Origin of the sequence: Arenibacter lacus (assembly GCF_008711145.1) — a bacterium.
In the GTDB taxonomy this organism is placed as follows: domain Bacteria; phylum Bacteroidota; class Bacteroidia; order Flavobacteriales; family Flavobacteriaceae; genus Arenibacter; species Arenibacter amylolyticus.
Genome location: NZ_VVIN01000001.1, coordinates 141,360 through 156,728 on the forward strand (window position 1 = coordinate 141,360; position 15,369 = coordinate 156,728).

The window sequence follows — 15,369 nt, forward strand, 5'->3', positions numbered from 1 at the left end:
TTTTCAAATAGTTTAAGCATACACTCCTGGCACCTTCACGCCAGGATTCTGCCAGTCCCCACCCATCAATGGACTATTGAACTTGCTTTCTATTGTCCAATTGCATTATTACGGAGCTCACTATGTAAATAGCAATTATAGCTGGTATGGCCATAAACTTCATAGTAAGGATTAGTACCAGACTAACCACTATAAACACATAGCGCATTGCATTGCTTTTTATACTCCAATTTTTAAATTTCAGAGCAAACAGTTTTATGGGAGCATTCAACAAAAAAGTACTCAACAAGGTAGTCACAATCAAGAAGGTTTCATTTAAGATTAGGTGGTTCAAGACCTCGTTGTTGTGATAAAGGAGAATTAAAGGAAAAGACAATATCAATAAGGCATTAGCAGGAGTGGGCAACCCTACAAAGGAAGACACCTGATTCTCATCCACATTAAATTTCGCCAAGCGATAGGCCGACCCCAAGGTGATGAGAAACCCTAGAAAGGGAAGCCATGGCAAAGCGGTGGCACTCTCTTCCAAAGTATCCGTGGCCACGGAGACCCACCCTGTATTCCAACCTCCATGCAAAGACATGGATAATAGCTGGTACATTACAATTCCTGGCACCAATCCACTAGTAATCATATCGGCCAAGGAATCCAATTGTAGGCCCAGTTCACTTTTCACATCTAGGGCACGGGCAGCTAGACCATCGAAGAAATCGAAAAAGATACCCAAAAAGACAAATAAAGCAGCAATATCCAAGTGATTCTTAACCGCAAACACCGTTGCAATACAACCGCATAATAGGTTTAACATGGTAATTAAATTTGGGATATGTCTTTTCATATGTTACTATTTATTATTTTTTTGACGATCCTATGCAATTGGTACACCTGTGATTTTGATATGGATCAGGTTTCCTCTTGCTCCTACCAAGGGATTCATATTTTTATATAGAGTGCTGTATTCCCTACAGAAACAAGTCGCTAAATAAATTCGGAACCAAGATAGGCAAACATGGGTAAAAATACCATTTAATAAAAAATGCTGTTAAAATTAACGCCATTTTTTACAATCGCCTCTCCCAGTGTTCCTAAATCCTTTTATTTATTCGATATTTGTGTCTATTATCACAAGCAGCAGCGTCTCCCTTTTCAATATGTGGTTTAAAAACAAACTATTCTTATTCTTTTTCAGTATTAGCATGCTCTGTTGGGCACAACAGGAAGAGTTATCCCCCACCGCCCAAATCAGCGTGCTCACCTGCGGTTCTGGTTCCGATCTGTATACCACCTTTGGCCATAGTGCCTTTAGAGTAAAAGACCCTTTAAAGGGATTGGATGTGGTGTACAATTATGGCACCTTTGATTTTAACCCTCCAATGTTCTATGTGGATTTTGCCATGGGCAACCTCTACTATTCCCTAAGCAAGCAGAAAACCCCCTATTTTCTCTATGCCTATGAATTGGAAAACCGGTGGGTGGTAGAACAACAACTTAATTTGGACCCGGCTGAAAAAAATACGCTATACCAATATCTTGAAACCAATCACTTACCCGAGAACAGGGATTATTTATATGATTTCTTCTATAATAATTGTGCCACTAAAATTGGAGATGTTTTAGAGGAAACCTTGGGCAGCAATTTAGTTTTTGAGGATAAGCTAGCGGAAAAATACACCTTTAGGGAATTGATACATCAAAACCTGACCTTAAATTCCTGGTCCAGTTTTGGGATAGACCTTGCCTTGGGATCGGTCATTGATAAAACGGCCACTTCAAAGGAGCACATGTTCTTACCAGATTATGTGATGTATCAGCTACGCAACACTACCTTGGAAGGCAACAACCTAGTAGGCAAGGAAAACACCATCTTGGGTAAGCGAGAAATAGCTACGGCCCAAAGTTTTTTTGGTACTCCCCTATTCTGGATATTGGTAGTTTCCCTTTGGGTGCTATTCCTTACTTATAGGGATTATAAAAAGAAGGCTCGGAGCAGGTGGTTAGATGTTACGCTCTTTACCCTAACTGGCCTAACAGGCCTATTGGTACTGCTTCTATGGTTCTTTACGGACCATACTGCCACGGTAAATAATTTTAATATATTTTGGGTATTCCCAGTCAATATCTTGGTTGCCTTTGTGATCCATAAAAAAAATGTTTCCACTTCTTGGCTCCCCAAATATATACTGTTTCTTTTGGGGATGGTAGTGGCCACAGCTATTATATGGATCTTTAAAATTCAGGCTTTTTCACCACTAATCACTCCTCTTTTAATAATGCTAGGAATTCGATATCTGTATTTATGGAAGCATTTCCAGCATTCAACTCGTTTAAAATAAATTATCAATGAATCTTCTCACGGTAGAAAACCTATCCAAATCGTTTGGCGAACTTACCCTTTTTTCCAATATCTCCTTTGGTATTAACAAGGATCAAAAGATTGCTTTTATCGCTAAAAACGGTAGTGGAAAAACTTCTATATTAAATATATTGGCAGGTAAAGATTCTTCGGATACCGGCCAAGTGAACATGCGAAAAGGTGTCAGGATCTCCTTCTTGGAACAAGAGCCCAACCTAGACCCCGATCTAACGATAGAAGAAACCATTTTTGCTTCGGACAACGAGGTGTTAAAAGTGATTCAAAATTACGAGCACGCCTTGCAAAACCCAGAGGATGCAGAAGCCTATCAAAAAGCTTTTGAGGCAATGGAACGTTATGATGCATGGGATTTTGAGACCCAGTATAAACAAATTCTATCCAAATTAAAGCTGGATGACCTTTCCATTAAGATTAATTTATTGTCTGGAGGACAAAAGAAACGACTGGCATTGGCGAATGCCCTGATCAATAGGCCCGATCTACTGATCTTGGATGAGCCTACCAACCACTTGGATCTGGAGATGATAGAATGGTTAGAGCAGTATTTCGCCAGAGAAAATCTCACCCTCTTCATGGTAACTCACGATAGGTATTTCTTGGAACGGGTTTGTAATGAGATTTTGGAATTGGACAATGGACAATTATACAACTACAAAGGAAATTACTCCTATTACCTAGAGAAGAAGGAAGCCAGAATAGAGCAAGAGGCTGTGGAACAGCACAAATCCAAACTACTCTACAAAAAGGAACTAGACTGGATGCGCAAGCAACCCAAGGCCCGTACCACCAAATCCAAATCCAGGATAGATGATTTTCACGATATAAAAGAACGAGCCAATAAGCGCAGGCAGGATCATGAGATACAGCTAGAAATTAATATGGAGCGGATGGGTAGTAAGGTGGTAGAACTCCATAAAATATCTAAATCCTACCCCGGGAAACCCATCTTAGATAAGTTTGAATATAATTTTATTAAGGGAGAGCGGATTGGGATCATTGGAAAGAATGGTACTGGTAAATCTACCTTCCTAAATATTCTAACTGGGAAAGACACCCCAGACAGCGGTAAGGTAGTTATTGGGGAAACCATCAAATTTGGTTATTACACCCAGGGGGGCATTGAGATTAAAGAAGGTCAGAAAGTAATTGATGTTATCCGTGAGTTTGGGGATTATATCCCCCTAATGAAAGGCAGACAGATATCTGCACAACAGTTGCTAGAGCGATTTTTGTTTGATCGCAAAAAGCAGTACGATTTTGTTGAGAAACTAAGCGGTGGGGAGCGAAAACGATTATATCTATGTACTGTCCTCATTCAAAATCCAAATTTCCTAATTCTGGATGAACCTACTAACGACCTAGATATTGTTACCCTGAATGTTTTGGAGAGTTTTTTATTGGATTTCCCAGGATGTCTATTGGTGGTTTCGCACGACAGGTACTTTATGGATAAAATTGTAGACCATTTATTCGTATTTAGAGGCAATGCCCATATAGAGGACTTCCCAGGCAACTATTCCGATTACCGGACCTATGAGGACAGTATGGAACAAGACCTAAGGGCCGAGAAACAAAAAGCAGTAGAGATTAAAAGCTCTAAACCGGAACGCACCGATTCCCAAAAGGAAAAAAAACTTAGTTTTTTGGAACAGAAGGAGTTTAAGCAATTGGAAAAAGACATAGAGAAATTAGAAGCCAAAAAGGAAGCGCTACAACACAAATTCACAGACACCAGCCTTTCTGGAGAGGAAATTACTGAGCTTTCCATACAGCTAAGTGACATTGAAGCTAGTATAGAAAAGAAAACCGAACGATGGTTTGAGCTATCCATGTAAGGATACACTATAATTATATGGACAAGGTTCAACTTGCACTTAAAACAGGATTTTTTTAAATGCTTTATAGGGTTTTATCATATATAAGATTTTGGCTTGCATCTACCAACCAACATGGGGTACACTCGCCTTTCATTTATAATTTTGTCACCAAATGCCTCTATAAGCCACCTTATTATCCCTCCCCTAAAAGCACGGCTATTCTTTTAAAGAGCCTGGATTACTTTAAACTAAAGGAGGTACAGCTGGTAGGTGATAATGAAGCACTGATAAAGCGATTGAGCTCCCATGGAATAACTATTACGGCGCAAAACTCAAAATTACTTTGCCTAGATTCCCTAAGCAAAACCATCTTGGATAAATATGTAGTAGGAAACCCAGCAATCAAGAACGGTAGTATTATCTACGTCCCGGCAATTTATAGAAATGAGGAACGGAACACCTTTTGGAAAACCCTTCAGCAGCTGGAGGTGGTAACTGTAAGTATGGATATGTATTTTGGGGGCCTTCTCTTTATTAGACAAGAGCAAGCAAGGGAACATTTTAAAATTAGAGTTTAAACCCGTAAATTTAGACTACGATAAAAGCTACATAAACTTAATTCAATGGACTACACCATCTATATTGTACTTGCTATACTTGCTATACTGTACTTTGTTTTCCAAGGCCGAAACAGAAAGAAAAAGAGGGATCGGAAATCCAGAAAATTTATGGAGGGCCACCGGATGGAGGATCGCAATAAATCCATAGAAGAGGAGAAAACCCAAGGATAGTTATCCCCTTAATGTCTTCAAAACTCAAGAATTTCCAGAAGTAAGGAAGTCCAAAGGGAGAGTTATCCCTGTTCCTAAGTAAGCACAGAACACGCATCTAAATAAGAAATCACTATGAAAATATATACAAAGACGGGCGATGACGGCACCACAGGCCTTTTAGGTGGCACCCGGGTTCCCAAACATCATATCCGAATAGAAAGCTATGGTACCATTGACGAGTTAAATTCATGGATAGGCCTAATCAGGGATCAAAAAACAGACCCCTTAACCAACACGGTACTGAAGACTATCCAAGACAAACTTTTTACTATTGGTGCACTCTTGGCGGTTGACCCTGAGAAAGAAAAATTAAAAAATGGAAAGGACAGACTCAATATTCCTAAGATAGGCGAGGATGACTTAACATTTTTGGAGCAGGAGATCGATAGGATGGAACAAGGCTTGGCACCTATGACCCATTTTATACTCCCAGGAGGTCACCCAACAGTGTCATATTGTCATATTTCCCGAACCATCTGCCGCAGGGCAGAACGATTAGTGTCGCATCTAAACCAAATGTCAGGAGTAGATGCCCATATTTTAGCCTATATTAACCGACTTTCGGACTTTCTATTTGTATTGGCACGAAACTTGTCTAAACAACTTAATGTGCAAGAGACACAATGGATTCCTGATAAGAAGAAGTAACAAAATCCATTAAAAATATATCATTAACCCGTTGAAAGTAATATATTGTTAATAAATTAGTTATATTTCAATCAAAACAACTTGCTTATTACACAATAAAATTTACTTTTGCAAAAATTTAATATACTATTGCGATGTATTGGACTTTAGAATTAGCATCCTATTTGAGCGATGCACCCTGGCCAGCGACCAAAGACGAATTGATAGATTACTCAATTAGAACCGGTGCCCCTCTAGAAGTTGTGGAAAACCTACAATCTATGGAAGAGGAAGGTGGGGAAATCTATGAGTCAATTGAAGAGATTTGGCCAGACTATCCTACGGAAGAAGATTATCTTTGGAACGAGGACGAGTATTAAAATATTAACGGAATTACAACAAAAAAGTCTCATCAGAGGCTTTTTTTTTACGTAATTTTGAGACTGCTTTTAGTATAACCGAACCTTGCGTTGCCATAAGACGTACCCGAAAGGCCTTTATTTAGGTCCTTTCATTAACAACATTATAATACTATGAATTTTTTAAATTCCATCATAAAGGCATTTGTAGGAGACAAGTCCAAGAAAGACGTAAAAGACCTACAGCCATTGGTAGACCAAATAAAGTCCTTTGAATCCGAATTAGAAAAACTTTCCCTTGATGAGCTTCGAGAAAAGACTACCTTCTTTAAGAATACCATCCAAGAAGCCATAAAGGAGAATCAGGACAAGATAGCAGCACTTTTAGAAGAGGTTAAGGCTTCCCCTGATATCGATAAGAATGAGGAGCTTTATGGGGAAATAGACCGTTTAAAAGAAGAGGTCTATACCACTACGGAGGCAACTCTTAACCAGATCCTTCCCGAAGCATTTGCTGTGGTAAAGGAGACAGCCAAAAGATTTGCCAACAATGAGACCCTCACGGTGAAAGCCACAGAGTATGACCGATTATTATCTGGCACCAAGGAGTATGTTTCCTTAAGTGGGGAGCAGGCCAATTGGAGTAACTCTTGGGATGCAGCCGGAACCAAGGTCACGTGGGACATGGTACACTATGATGTTCAGTTAATTGGAGGTATCGCATTACATCAGGGTAAAATAGCAGAGATGCAGACCGGGGAAGGTAAAACCTTGGTAGCTACCCTACCCCTATATCTCAACGCCCTTACCGGGAACGGAGCACACTTGGTTACGGTAAACGATTATTTGGCTAAAAGGGATAGTGCATGGATGGCCCCTATCTTTGAATTCCACGGACTTTCGGTAGATTGTATAGACCAACACCAGCCAAACTCAGATGGCAGAAGAGCTGCCTACAATGCTGATATCACCTATGGCACCAACAACGAATTTGGTTTTGATTACCTAAGGGACAATATGGCCCACACCCCTTCGGACCTCGTACAAAGACCACATAACTTTGCCATTGTGGATGAGGTGGATTCCGTTCTTGTGGATGATGCCCGTACTCCTTTGATTATTTCTGGACCTGTACCAGAAGGGGATCGTCATGAGTTTAACGAATTAAAACCAAAAGTAAGTGACATTGTTAGCAAACAAAGAGCTTATTTGACCGGGGTATTGGCGGAAGCAAAAAAATTAATTCAAGAAGGAAATACCAAAGAAGGAGGCTTTCTATTATTACGTGTCTACAGGGGATTACCCAAAACCAAGGCCCTAATTAAATTCTTGAGTGAAGAAGGGGTTAAACAGTTACTGCAAAAGACCGAAAACTTCTATATGCAAGACAACAACCGGGAAATGCATCAAATAGATGAAGAGCTCTGGTTTGTTATCGATGAAAAGAACAATCAAATAGAACTTACGGATAAAGGGGTAGAATACCTTTCCGGAGATGGGGATAAGGATTTCTTTGTGATGCCCGATATTGGTAATGAAATTGCCAAAATTGAAAGTCAGGACTTGGAGATCAATGAAGAGGCAGAATTAAAGGAAGAGTTATTCAAGGATTTCGCCATTAAAAGCGAAAGAATCCATACCATGAACCAATTGCTAAAAGCCTATACCCTCTTTGAAAAAGATGTGGAGTATGTGGTGATGGACAATAAAGTAATGATTGTGGACGAGCAGACCGGACGTATTATGGACGGGCGTAGGTATTCCGATGGACTTCACCAGGCTATAGAGGCCAAGGAGAACGTTAAGATAGAGGCTATGACCCAGACCTTTGCCACGATAACCTTGCAGAATTATTTTAGGATGTACAGCAAGCTGGCGGGGATGACAGGAACCGCTATCACCGAAGCCGGTGAATTCTGGGAAATCTACAAGTTGGATGTTATGGAGATTCCAACCAACAGACCCATAGCTCGTGAGGATAAGCAAGATTTGATCTATAAGACCAAACGCGAAAAATACAATGGTATCATTGAAGAGGTGACCAAAATCTCCAAAGCTGGAAGACCCGTATTGATTGGAACCACTTCTGTAGAAGTTTCGGAATTACTATCTAGAATGCTCCACATTAGAAAGGTTCCCCATAATGTCCTTAACGCCAAACTGCACAAGAAAGAAGCAGAAATTGTGGCCGAAGCAGGAAAAGCGGGTATTGTAACCATTGCTACCAACATGGCCGGTCGTGGTACCGATATTAAATTAAGTAAGGAAGTTAAGGAAGCAGGTGGTTTGGCCATTATTGGTACGGAACGCCATGACTCTAGACGGGTAGATAGGCAGTTAAGAGGTAGATCTGGACGACAAGGAGATCCGGGAAGCTCACAATTCTATGTATCCTTGGAAGATAACCTAATGCGTCTATTTGGTTCGGACAGAGTGGCCAAAATGATGGACAAAATGGGCTTGGAAGAAGGAGAGGTTATTCAACATTCCATGATGACCAAATCCATTGAGCGCGCACAGAAAAAAGTAGAGGAAAACAACTTTGGGATTCGTAAGCGATTGTTGGAGTACGACGATGTTATGAATGCGCAAAGGGAGGTTATTTACAAGAGAAGAAGGCATGCTTTACAGGGCGAGCGATTAAAATTGGATATTGCCAATATGATCTATGACACCTGTGAGATAATCGTAGATACCAACAAGGCTGCCAACGACTACAAAAACTTTGAGTTTGAACTGATAAAATATTTCTCCATTACCTCCCCAATAAGCGAGGAGGACTTTGCCAAATTGGGAGTTCAGGAGATGGCCAATCAAATTTATAAGGCCACTTATGAACATTACCAAAACAAAATGGAGCGGAATGCCGCCATTGCCTTTCCCGTTATTAAAAACGTCTATGAAGACAATGCCAATAAATTTGAAAGAATTGTAGTTCCATTTACAGACGGCATAAAATCCTTGAATGTGGTAACCAATCTTCAGGAGGCTTATGAGTCTAACGGAAAGCAATTGATAACCGATTTTGAGAAGAACATCTCCCTGGCTATCATTGATGACTCTTGGAAAACCCATCTGAGAAAAATGGACGAATTAAAACAGTCCGTTCAATTGGCGGTGCACGAACAAAAAGATCCTTTACTTATCTATAAGTTTGAAGCGTTTGAGCTCTTTAAAGCAATGATAGAGAAGGTGAATAAAGAAATAGTATCCTTTTTGTTCAAGGGAGAATTGCCCAACCAAAGCAACGAGATTCAAGAGGCTAGGAACGTTAGCAGACCTAAGGAAAATCTTAAAACTTCCAAGGAAGAGATTCCGAATAGTGATGAAATGGCAGCACGAAGCAGGGCTGTTGGTCAAAATCAGTCTGGTAGACCCCAGGTTACCGAGACCATCGTCCGGGAAAAGGCCAAAATTGGAAGAAATGAACGGGTTACTATTAAAAATGTAATGTCCGGAGAGAGCAAAACCTTAAAATACAAGCAAGCAGAACCCCTCATTGATAAGGGAGAATGGGTATTGATTGAGGAATAATCCAAAAGAGACCTACTGTAAACCTAGTATCAGCGCGACGAATCCCTATTTGTCGCGCTTTTTTTTTAACATCCTTCCTTCTAAGAATATTCTTAGGTAAATCAAAGATTAAATTTACTTTTTCGCTATTTAGACCTTACATTAAAAAAAACTTATTATATTGAGTACAGAAAGAAAAGTCGACCTTTTTTTCCATCAAATTCACTTCCCCCAAATAATTTGATGTAACCTACTTTATTAATTGAATTAAAGTACGTAGTACCATAATCCAATTAGGTTATCATAGTCAGATTACTCACCATTAATCATTTACATTAATGCGTATACCCATTAAAAACATACCCCATTTCACTAACAAGGTCCATTTCACGTTAAGGGTAAATTACATTGCATCCTTCCTTACCATTATTTTTGGTGTTCTTTGTTTTACGATCCTTAAAATTAGCCAGATTATCCCCTATGTTTTTATATTTTTTGGAACCTTAAACCTGATCAATACTGTTCTTTATAGCAAACATAAATCGCTTTCGCTCACCTACAACATAAGCTCCATCATGGCACTTGCGACTGCTATAATTGTCACCTTATATAGTGGCGGCATCAATAGTCCATTTATTTTTGTTTTGGCACTGATAGTTTTTACAGGCTATATTAGCACCCAGACCTATGGCAGGATCTATTTAAACCTCAACCTACTTATTATTGTGCTCATCTACTCTCAAAGTGTGGCACAATTTAATTTTACGGAGAATGTGGTTCCCCTGGAAAGCAGAAACCTGTTTAGCCTCCTTAGTATTCTCTTCTCCGTTTACCTACTGGGGAGTGTTTTGGGGAAAAATCTTGTAAAAGCGCATCAGGAACTTTTAAAAATAAGAAAAGAGAATGAAATAAGTATCAAGGAAAAAGACAACCTGCTTAAGGAGATTCACCATAGAGTAAAGAACAATTTACAAACGGTATCCAGTCTTTTAAGCCTGCAATCCAGAACTAGCGGGGACAAAAAGATCAGCCAAATCATTAAAAGCAGTCAAAATCGCGTCATTTCCATGGCCATGGTACATGAGATGCTGTACAATCGCAAAGACATCTCCAGAATAGAATACAAATCCTATGTGCGAGAGTTGGGAGAATATTTGGTCCGTTCTTTTAAAGGCAAGGAAAACAATATCACACTGAATATTCAAATCCCAAATATTAAGTTGGGAATAGATACCGCCATCCCTCTCGGTCTCTTGATTAACGAAGTAATCACCAATGCTCTAAAATACGGGATCAAAAATGAAGAATATGGCGAGATCTATATTGAAATTAAAAAGCTAAACGCTAAAGACTATCAACTATTCATTGGGGATGATGGAGTAGGATTCCCGGAAAACACTTCCTTCGCGAACTCTCAAACCTTAGGACTAAAGCTTATTCATAATTTGGTAAGACAACTTAGAGGGACTATTGTAAGGGACAACTCCAAAAAAGGGGCCAATTACATCATAGCATTTTCGGAGGTAAATCACCAGTTCAATCCCGTTGCAAGCTCCTAAAAGAACATGACGGAATAGCCACTGTAGCGGCGACAAAAACTCATTAATTCTTGAATTGGATCTGGAGGTTTTTAATTGAATAAAAGCAATGAAATGAAACCTAGGCCAACTTGGCTCTGTTCCGTTTTGTAGTGAAAGACAATTCCTTTTTTATCCTGGAATTCTTAAATTTATATACGCGTGCTACCTCCTTTTTAGCCTCCTTGGAAGTCTTCTGCCCATTAGTAATTTGCATTTCCACGGATGCTGTTTCCAACGCTACCGACTTATTTCCCTGCTGGGCATGGGCCGAACCACCTATAAAAAGAACAAATAAAAAGCTAACAATTACTTTCATACTACGGGGAATTTATTCAACAAACTAACGTCTAATAAGTCCTTTGACACAATACAATAGGTTGAAGCTCCCAAATTTTCGGTGTCCGACAAAATCATAGATAAAGCGTCTATTAATGTCGATAAACGAAAAGAATACACTGGTTCACTTACCCAGTTTATTGGTATTTGGTCGACCTTATAACAGAGCAGCCTTTATTAAGGGAATTGCTTGCTTACCTATGCTCTCATCAACGGAAAATTATATCCCTTCCCCTACCAAACATTAAGCCTAGGAAAACCAATCTCCAATCCTTAAAGGTTCCACGAATTCTTTTGTAAATTTATAGGGGCTCTCAGCTTTATGGGGAAATCCCTAAGATGGAAGCAGTAATTCATCCAATTAGTTGATAAAGAAAATCATGAGAAAAAATAGAATATACAGGAAAAAGGTACAATTAACGCTGCTCTTCCTACTAGGGCTTATTTCACTAAACTGTTTGTCCGTTGAAAAATCTGAAACCAAGACCAAGAAGATAGCTGTTACCACGCCCCAAAACCTACAGGAACTGGATACTGCCTATTTTGCGAGTGGTTGCTTTTGGTGTGTAGAAGCTATTTTTGAAGAGCTATCAGGGGTTAAAGAAGCAGTTTCTGGCTATGCAGGCGGCAAGGAGGTCGACCCCAGTTACAAAGCGGTGGCCAATGGCCTTACCTCCCATGCAGAAACTGTGGCGGTATATTACGACCCTAAACGTATTTCTTTCCAAACGCTAGTGACGGTATTTTTTGGTTCCCATGACCCCACCACCCTCAATAGACAGGGTCCGGACCACGGTCCCCAATACCGTTCTATTGCCTTTTACAAAACGGAGAAGGAGAAAAAGATCATCACAGACCATATAGCCACCCTAACAGAACAGAAAGTCTACCGTTCCCCTATTGTTACGGAAGTAAGTCCCTTTACCATATTTTACCAGGCAGAAGAGTACCATCAAGATTATAAGAAAAAACATCCCAACAACCCGTATATTCAAAATGTTTCCATCCCTCGTTTAAGAAAGTTTCAAAAGAAATTTCCCCATCTATTGAAAACACGGGATCATTAATGGGTAAAAGCCTATAGAAAACTAAAGCAATAATCCCTCTTTCGCACTAAACAGCTTCACTTAATTAATTCCTTTTTCATATCTTTCAGAGTTTAAGAAACCATTACTAAATAACCACCTATTAAACCACCATCATGCGATTAAAATTTAAGTACCCCTTCTCCCTTTCTACCCTTGTTTTATCTTTCGTGCTATTTACCTCCTGTTCGAATACGAAAAAGGACCAAACCCCTTGGGTGCCTCTTTTTGATGGGACTTCTTTAAATGGCTGGAACCAAAAGGGAGGCATTGCCGATTATAGTATTAAAGATGGGGCCATTATTGGAACTACGGTCCATGACACCCCCAATTCCTTTTTAGCAACGGATACGCTGTATAGCGATTTTATTCTGGAATTAGAATTTAAGGTCGATTCTACCATGAATTCTGGCATTCAGATCCGTAGCAATAGTATACCTAGCTACCGAAATGGTAGGGTACACGGATACCAAGTAGAGATAGATCCCTCCAAGAGGGCATGGAGCGCAGGCATTTATGACGAGTCTAGACGCGGCTGGCTAAACACCTTGGAAAATAACCCCGCCGCACAAAGCGCCTTTAAACAGAACCAGTGGAACCATTATCGTGTGGAGGCCATTGGAGATACCATTAAGACGTGGATAAATGGCACACCTGCTGCTTACTTAATTGACGACAAAACTGCAAGTGGTTTTATAGCGCTACAGGTCCATAGTATTGGAAAAGACAAACAAGAAGGAACTACCATCGCATGGCGAAACATTAACATACTTACGGAAGATCTGGGAACCTATTCCCGAAAATCCCCTTTAGAGCCCATCGTCACTAAAAATCAACTTACCGTATCTGAAGCAAAAGACAATTGGGAATTGCTATGGGACGGGAAAACCACCAAAGGCTGGCGGGGAGCGCGTTTGGATGCTTTTCCAGAAAGCGGCTGGGAAATTAAAGACGGAATACTGACCGTACTTTCCTCGGGAGGGGAAGAGTCTGCCGCAGGTGGGGATATTGTTACTACTTCCCTTTATGGGGATTTTGAGCTGAAGGTAGATTTTAAACTTACCGAAGGAGCCAATAGCGGCATAAAATACTATGTAGATACGGATATTAATAAGGGACCTGGATCTTCCATAGGGTTGGAATATCAAATTTTAGATGACGATCGCCATCCCGATGCCAACAAGGGCAATCATCCAGGCAGCAGAACGGTTGCTTCTTTGTACGATCTTATCCAAGCAGACCCCAACAAACCCATACGTCCCATAGGAGAATGGAACACTGCCCACATAAAATCCATAAACAACCATGTAGAGCATTGGTTAAATGGCACCAAAGTATTAGCGTACGAACGAAAAAGTCCGGCCTTCCGCAAATTAGTGGCTAATAGTAAATATGTTAAATGGCCCAATTTTGGGGAAAGCGACCAAGGACATATCCTTCTTCAAGACCATGGGGATCGCGTATCCTTTAAAAACATAAAAATTAAACAAATAAAAAATAAAGAGTAAATGAGCAGCAGGAGACACTTTATTAAAAAGACTGCAGCAGGAAGTGCAGCACTTACCTTGGGCGGCTTGGTGCTGCCTCAAATGGGATACGGGAACATATTAGGAGCAAACGACCGCATCAATGTAGCCGTCTTTGGCGTTAGAAGCAGGGCTAAGGCACTTATTAAGGCCGTACACCAAGATGCCAATGCAAAAGTATTATACAACTGTGATGTAGACGAAACCATCCTAACCGAACACAATGCTTGGTGCGAGACCAATATTGGGTATATCCCGAAGGTGGAAAAAGATTTTAGAAAAATTCTAGAGGATAAAAAGGTGGATGCGGTTTTTATTGCCACCCCAGAACATTGGCATGCCCCCATGGCTATTATGGCCCTACAGGCCGGAAAACACGTGTATGTAGAAAAACCTTGTAGCCATAATCCACATGAAAATGAATTATTGGTTGCCGCGCAAAAACGATATGGTAAAAAGGTACAAATGGGCAACCAACAACGGTCTGCCCAGAGTTCTATTTTGGCCGTAAAGGAGATTAGAGAAGGAATTATAGGTGACGTCTATAAAGGGGAGGCCTACTATTCCAATAATAGAGGATCTATAGGTACTGGAAATAAGGTAGACGTTCCCAGCAGCCTAGACTGGGATCTATGGCAGGGTCCGGCGCCAAGGGAAAATTTCCGGGACAATATACATCCTTATAATTGGCATTGGTTTAGGGCATGGGGCACTGGAGAAGTGCACAACAATGGAACCCATGAGATAGACGTGTGTCGATGGGCACTTGGGGTAGACCTCCCTGATAGCGTAACTTCCTTTGGCGGAAAATTTACGTATCAGGACGACTGGGAATTTGTGGACAACCAACAGGTGACTTTCACCTATGGCGCTAATAAATTTATCACTTGGACTGGTCATAGTCGTGGGCTTATAAAACCAGATCAACCTGGAAGAGGCGCCACTATCTACGGCAGCAAGGGAACCATTACCCTTTCCAGAAACGGCTATGAACTATATAATCTGGATGGGAGCTTAATCAAACGAGTGGAAGAAGGGGTAAAAAGTGCCACCACGGATACCCAGGGAATGGGGGGATTGGACGGTAATCACGTTCTAAACTTCTTTGATGCCATACGGAAGGATACGGCTCAAAACGCTCCTATTACAGACGCCAGTATATCTACTATGACCTGTCATCTCGGAAATATAGCCCAGGACATGGGGAGAACCATTCATATAGATCGAACAACGGGAAGGGTGAAAAACGACCCCGAGGCCATGTCCCATTGGAAAAGGGAGTACGAGCCCGGTTGGGAGCCCAAGCTATAATAAACTTA

The 15,369-nt window shown here is 40.6% G+C and carries 13 protein-coding genes; 11 read left to right on the plus strand and 2 right to left on the minus strand.

All coding sequences use genetic code 11. The annotated features are described in order from the left end of the window. Positions 1–73 precede the first annotated feature (73 nt). Positions 74–838: a CDP-alcohol phosphatidyltransferase family protein gene (locus tag F1E73_RS00610; RefSeq protein ID WP_086477203.1), complete on the minus strand. Its 765-nt coding sequence runs from the start codon at positions 836–838 to the stop codon at positions 74–76. Positions 839–1,112: 274 nt separating this feature from the next. Between F1E73_RS00610 and F1E73_RS00615 the strand changes: the two genes are divergently transcribed. The 8 genes from F1E73_RS00615 to F1E73_RS00645 all read left to right on the plus strand — a co-directional run bounded on the left by F1E73_RS00615 (position 1,113) and on the right by F1E73_RS00645 (position 11,082). After that, positions 1,113–2,333, plus strand: a complete 1,221-nt coding sequence (locus F1E73_RS00615; protein WP_223883316.1) for a lipoprotein N-acyltransferase Lnb domain-containing protein — start codon at positions 1,113–1,115, stop codon at positions 2,331–2,333. Positions 2,334–2,340: 7 nt separating this feature from the next. Next, positions 2,341–4,209: an ABC-F family ATP-binding cassette domain-containing protein gene (locus F1E73_RS00620; protein WP_086477201.1), complete on the plus strand. Its 1,869-nt coding sequence runs from the start codon at positions 2,341–2,343 to the stop codon at positions 4,207–4,209. 59 nt (positions 4,210–4,268) lie between these two features. Then, the gene (locus F1E73_RS00625; RefSeq protein WP_086477200.1) at positions 4,269–4,769 is read left to right on the plus strand and encodes a hypothetical protein; all 501 of its coding nucleotides are present in this window, start codon (positions 4,269–4,271) and stop codon (positions 4,767–4,769) included. Positions 4,770–4,814: 45 nt separating this feature from the next. Then, positions 4,815–4,982 carry a hypothetical protein gene (locus tag F1E73_RS17535; protein ID WP_191088971.1) on the plus strand — a complete coding sequence of 56 codons (168 nt, stop codon included), beginning with the start codon at positions 4,815–4,817 and terminating at the stop codon, positions 4,980–4,982. A 114-nt stretch (positions 4,983–5,096) separates the two neighbouring features. Further along, positions 5,097–5,672, plus strand: a complete 576-nt coding sequence (locus F1E73_RS00630; RefSeq protein ID WP_086477199.1) for a cob(I)yrinic acid a,c-diamide adenosyltransferase — start codon at positions 5,097–5,099, stop codon at positions 5,670–5,672. Between the two features lie 134 nt (positions 5,673–5,806). Next, positions 5,807–6,031, plus strand: a complete 225-nt coding sequence (locus tag F1E73_RS00635; protein WP_013994285.1) for a DUF2795 domain-containing protein — start codon at positions 5,807–5,809, stop codon at positions 6,029–6,031. A 153-nt stretch (positions 6,032–6,184) separates the two neighbouring features. Beyond that, positions 6,185–9,544 (plus strand): preprotein translocase subunit SecA, encoded by a 3,360-nt coding sequence (gene secA / locus F1E73_RS00640; RefSeq protein ID WP_086477198.1) that lies wholly within the window; start codon positions 6,185–6,187, stop codon positions 9,542–9,544. Positions 9,545–9,861: 317 nt separating this feature from the next. Continuing rightward, positions 9,862–11,082: a sensor histidine kinase gene (locus tag F1E73_RS00645; RefSeq protein WP_150450840.1), complete on the plus strand. Its 1,221-nt coding sequence runs from the start codon at positions 9,862–9,864 to the stop codon at positions 11,080–11,082. A gap of 100 nt (positions 11,083–11,182) precedes the next feature. Here F1E73_RS00645 and F1E73_RS00650 read toward each other — a convergent pair whose 3' ends face one another. After that, entirely contained in the window at positions 11,183–11,419 is a 237-nt protein-coding gene (locus F1E73_RS00650) for a hypothetical protein (RefSeq protein ID WP_150450841.1), read from the minus strand. Positions 11,420–11,819: 400 nt separating this feature from the next. Here F1E73_RS00650 and msrA point away from each other — a divergent pair, with 400 nt between their 5' ends. The 3 genes from msrA (at position 11,820) to F1E73_RS00665 (ending at position 15,361) form a co-directional block, all read left to right on the plus strand. Continuing rightward, positions 11,820–12,506 (plus strand): peptide-methionine (S)-S-oxide reductase MsrA, encoded by a 687-nt coding sequence (msrA, locus tag F1E73_RS00655; protein ID WP_150450842.1) that lies wholly within the window; start codon positions 11,820–11,822, stop codon positions 12,504–12,506. A 134-nt stretch (positions 12,507–12,640) separates the two neighbouring features. Continuing rightward, entirely contained in the window at positions 12,641–14,032 is a 1,392-nt protein-coding gene (locus tag F1E73_RS00660; RefSeq protein WP_086477194.1) for a 3-keto-disaccharide hydrolase, read from the plus strand. Next, positions 14,033–15,361, plus strand: coding sequence for a Gfo/Idh/MocA family oxidoreductase (locus tag F1E73_RS00665; protein ID WP_086477193.1), 1,329 nt, complete (start codon positions 14,033–14,035; stop codon positions 15,359–15,361). It begins immediately after the preceding gene. Positions 15,362–15,369: the final 8 nt, after the last annotated feature.

Excerpts from the sequence above, each read along its gene's own strand:
- F1E73_RS00630 (WP_086477199.1), top strand. The coding sequence starts at position 5,097 with ATGAAAATATATACAAAGACGGGCGATGACGGCACCACAGGCCTTTTA.
- F1E73_RS00645 (WP_150450840.1), top strand. The coding sequence starts at position 9,862 with ATGCGTATACCCATTAAAAACATACCCCATTTCACTAACAAGGTCCAT.
- F1E73_RS00665 (WP_086477193.1), top strand. The coding sequence starts at position 14,033 with ATGAGCAGCAGGAGACACTTTATTAAAAAGACTGCAGCAGGAAGTGCA.
- F1E73_RS00650 (WP_150450841.1), bottom strand. The coding sequence starts at position 11,419 with ATGAAAGTAATTGTTAGCTTTTTATTTGTTCTTTTTATAGGTGGTTCG.
- F1E73_RS00610 (WP_086477203.1), bottom strand. The coding sequence starts at position 838 with ATGAAAAGACATATCCCAAATTTAATTACCATGTTAAACCTATTATGC.
- F1E73_RS00620 (WP_086477201.1), top strand. The coding sequence starts at position 2,341 with ATGAATCTTCTCACGGTAGAAAACCTATCCAAATCGTTTGGCGAACTT.
- secA (WP_086477198.1), top strand. The coding sequence starts at position 6,185 with ATGAATTTTTTAAATTCCATCATAAAGGCATTTGTAGGAGACAAGTCC.
- msrA (WP_150450842.1), top strand. The coding sequence starts at position 11,820 with ATGAGAAAAAATAGAATATACAGGAAAAAGGTACAATTAACGCTGCTC.
- F1E73_RS00660 (WP_086477194.1), top strand. The coding sequence starts at position 12,641 with ATGCGATTAAAATTTAAGTACCCCTTCTCCCTTTCTACCCTTGTTTTA.
- F1E73_RS17535 (WP_191088971.1), top strand. The coding sequence starts at position 4,815 with ATGGACTACACCATCTATATTGTACTTGCTATACTTGCTATACTGTAC.
- F1E73_RS00635 (WP_013994285.1), top strand. The coding sequence starts at position 5,807 with ATGTATTGGACTTTAGAATTAGCATCCTATTTGAGCGATGCACCCTGG.
- F1E73_RS00625 (WP_086477200.1), top strand. The coding sequence starts at position 4,269 with ATGCTTTATAGGGTTTTATCATATATAAGATTTTGGCTTGCATCTACC.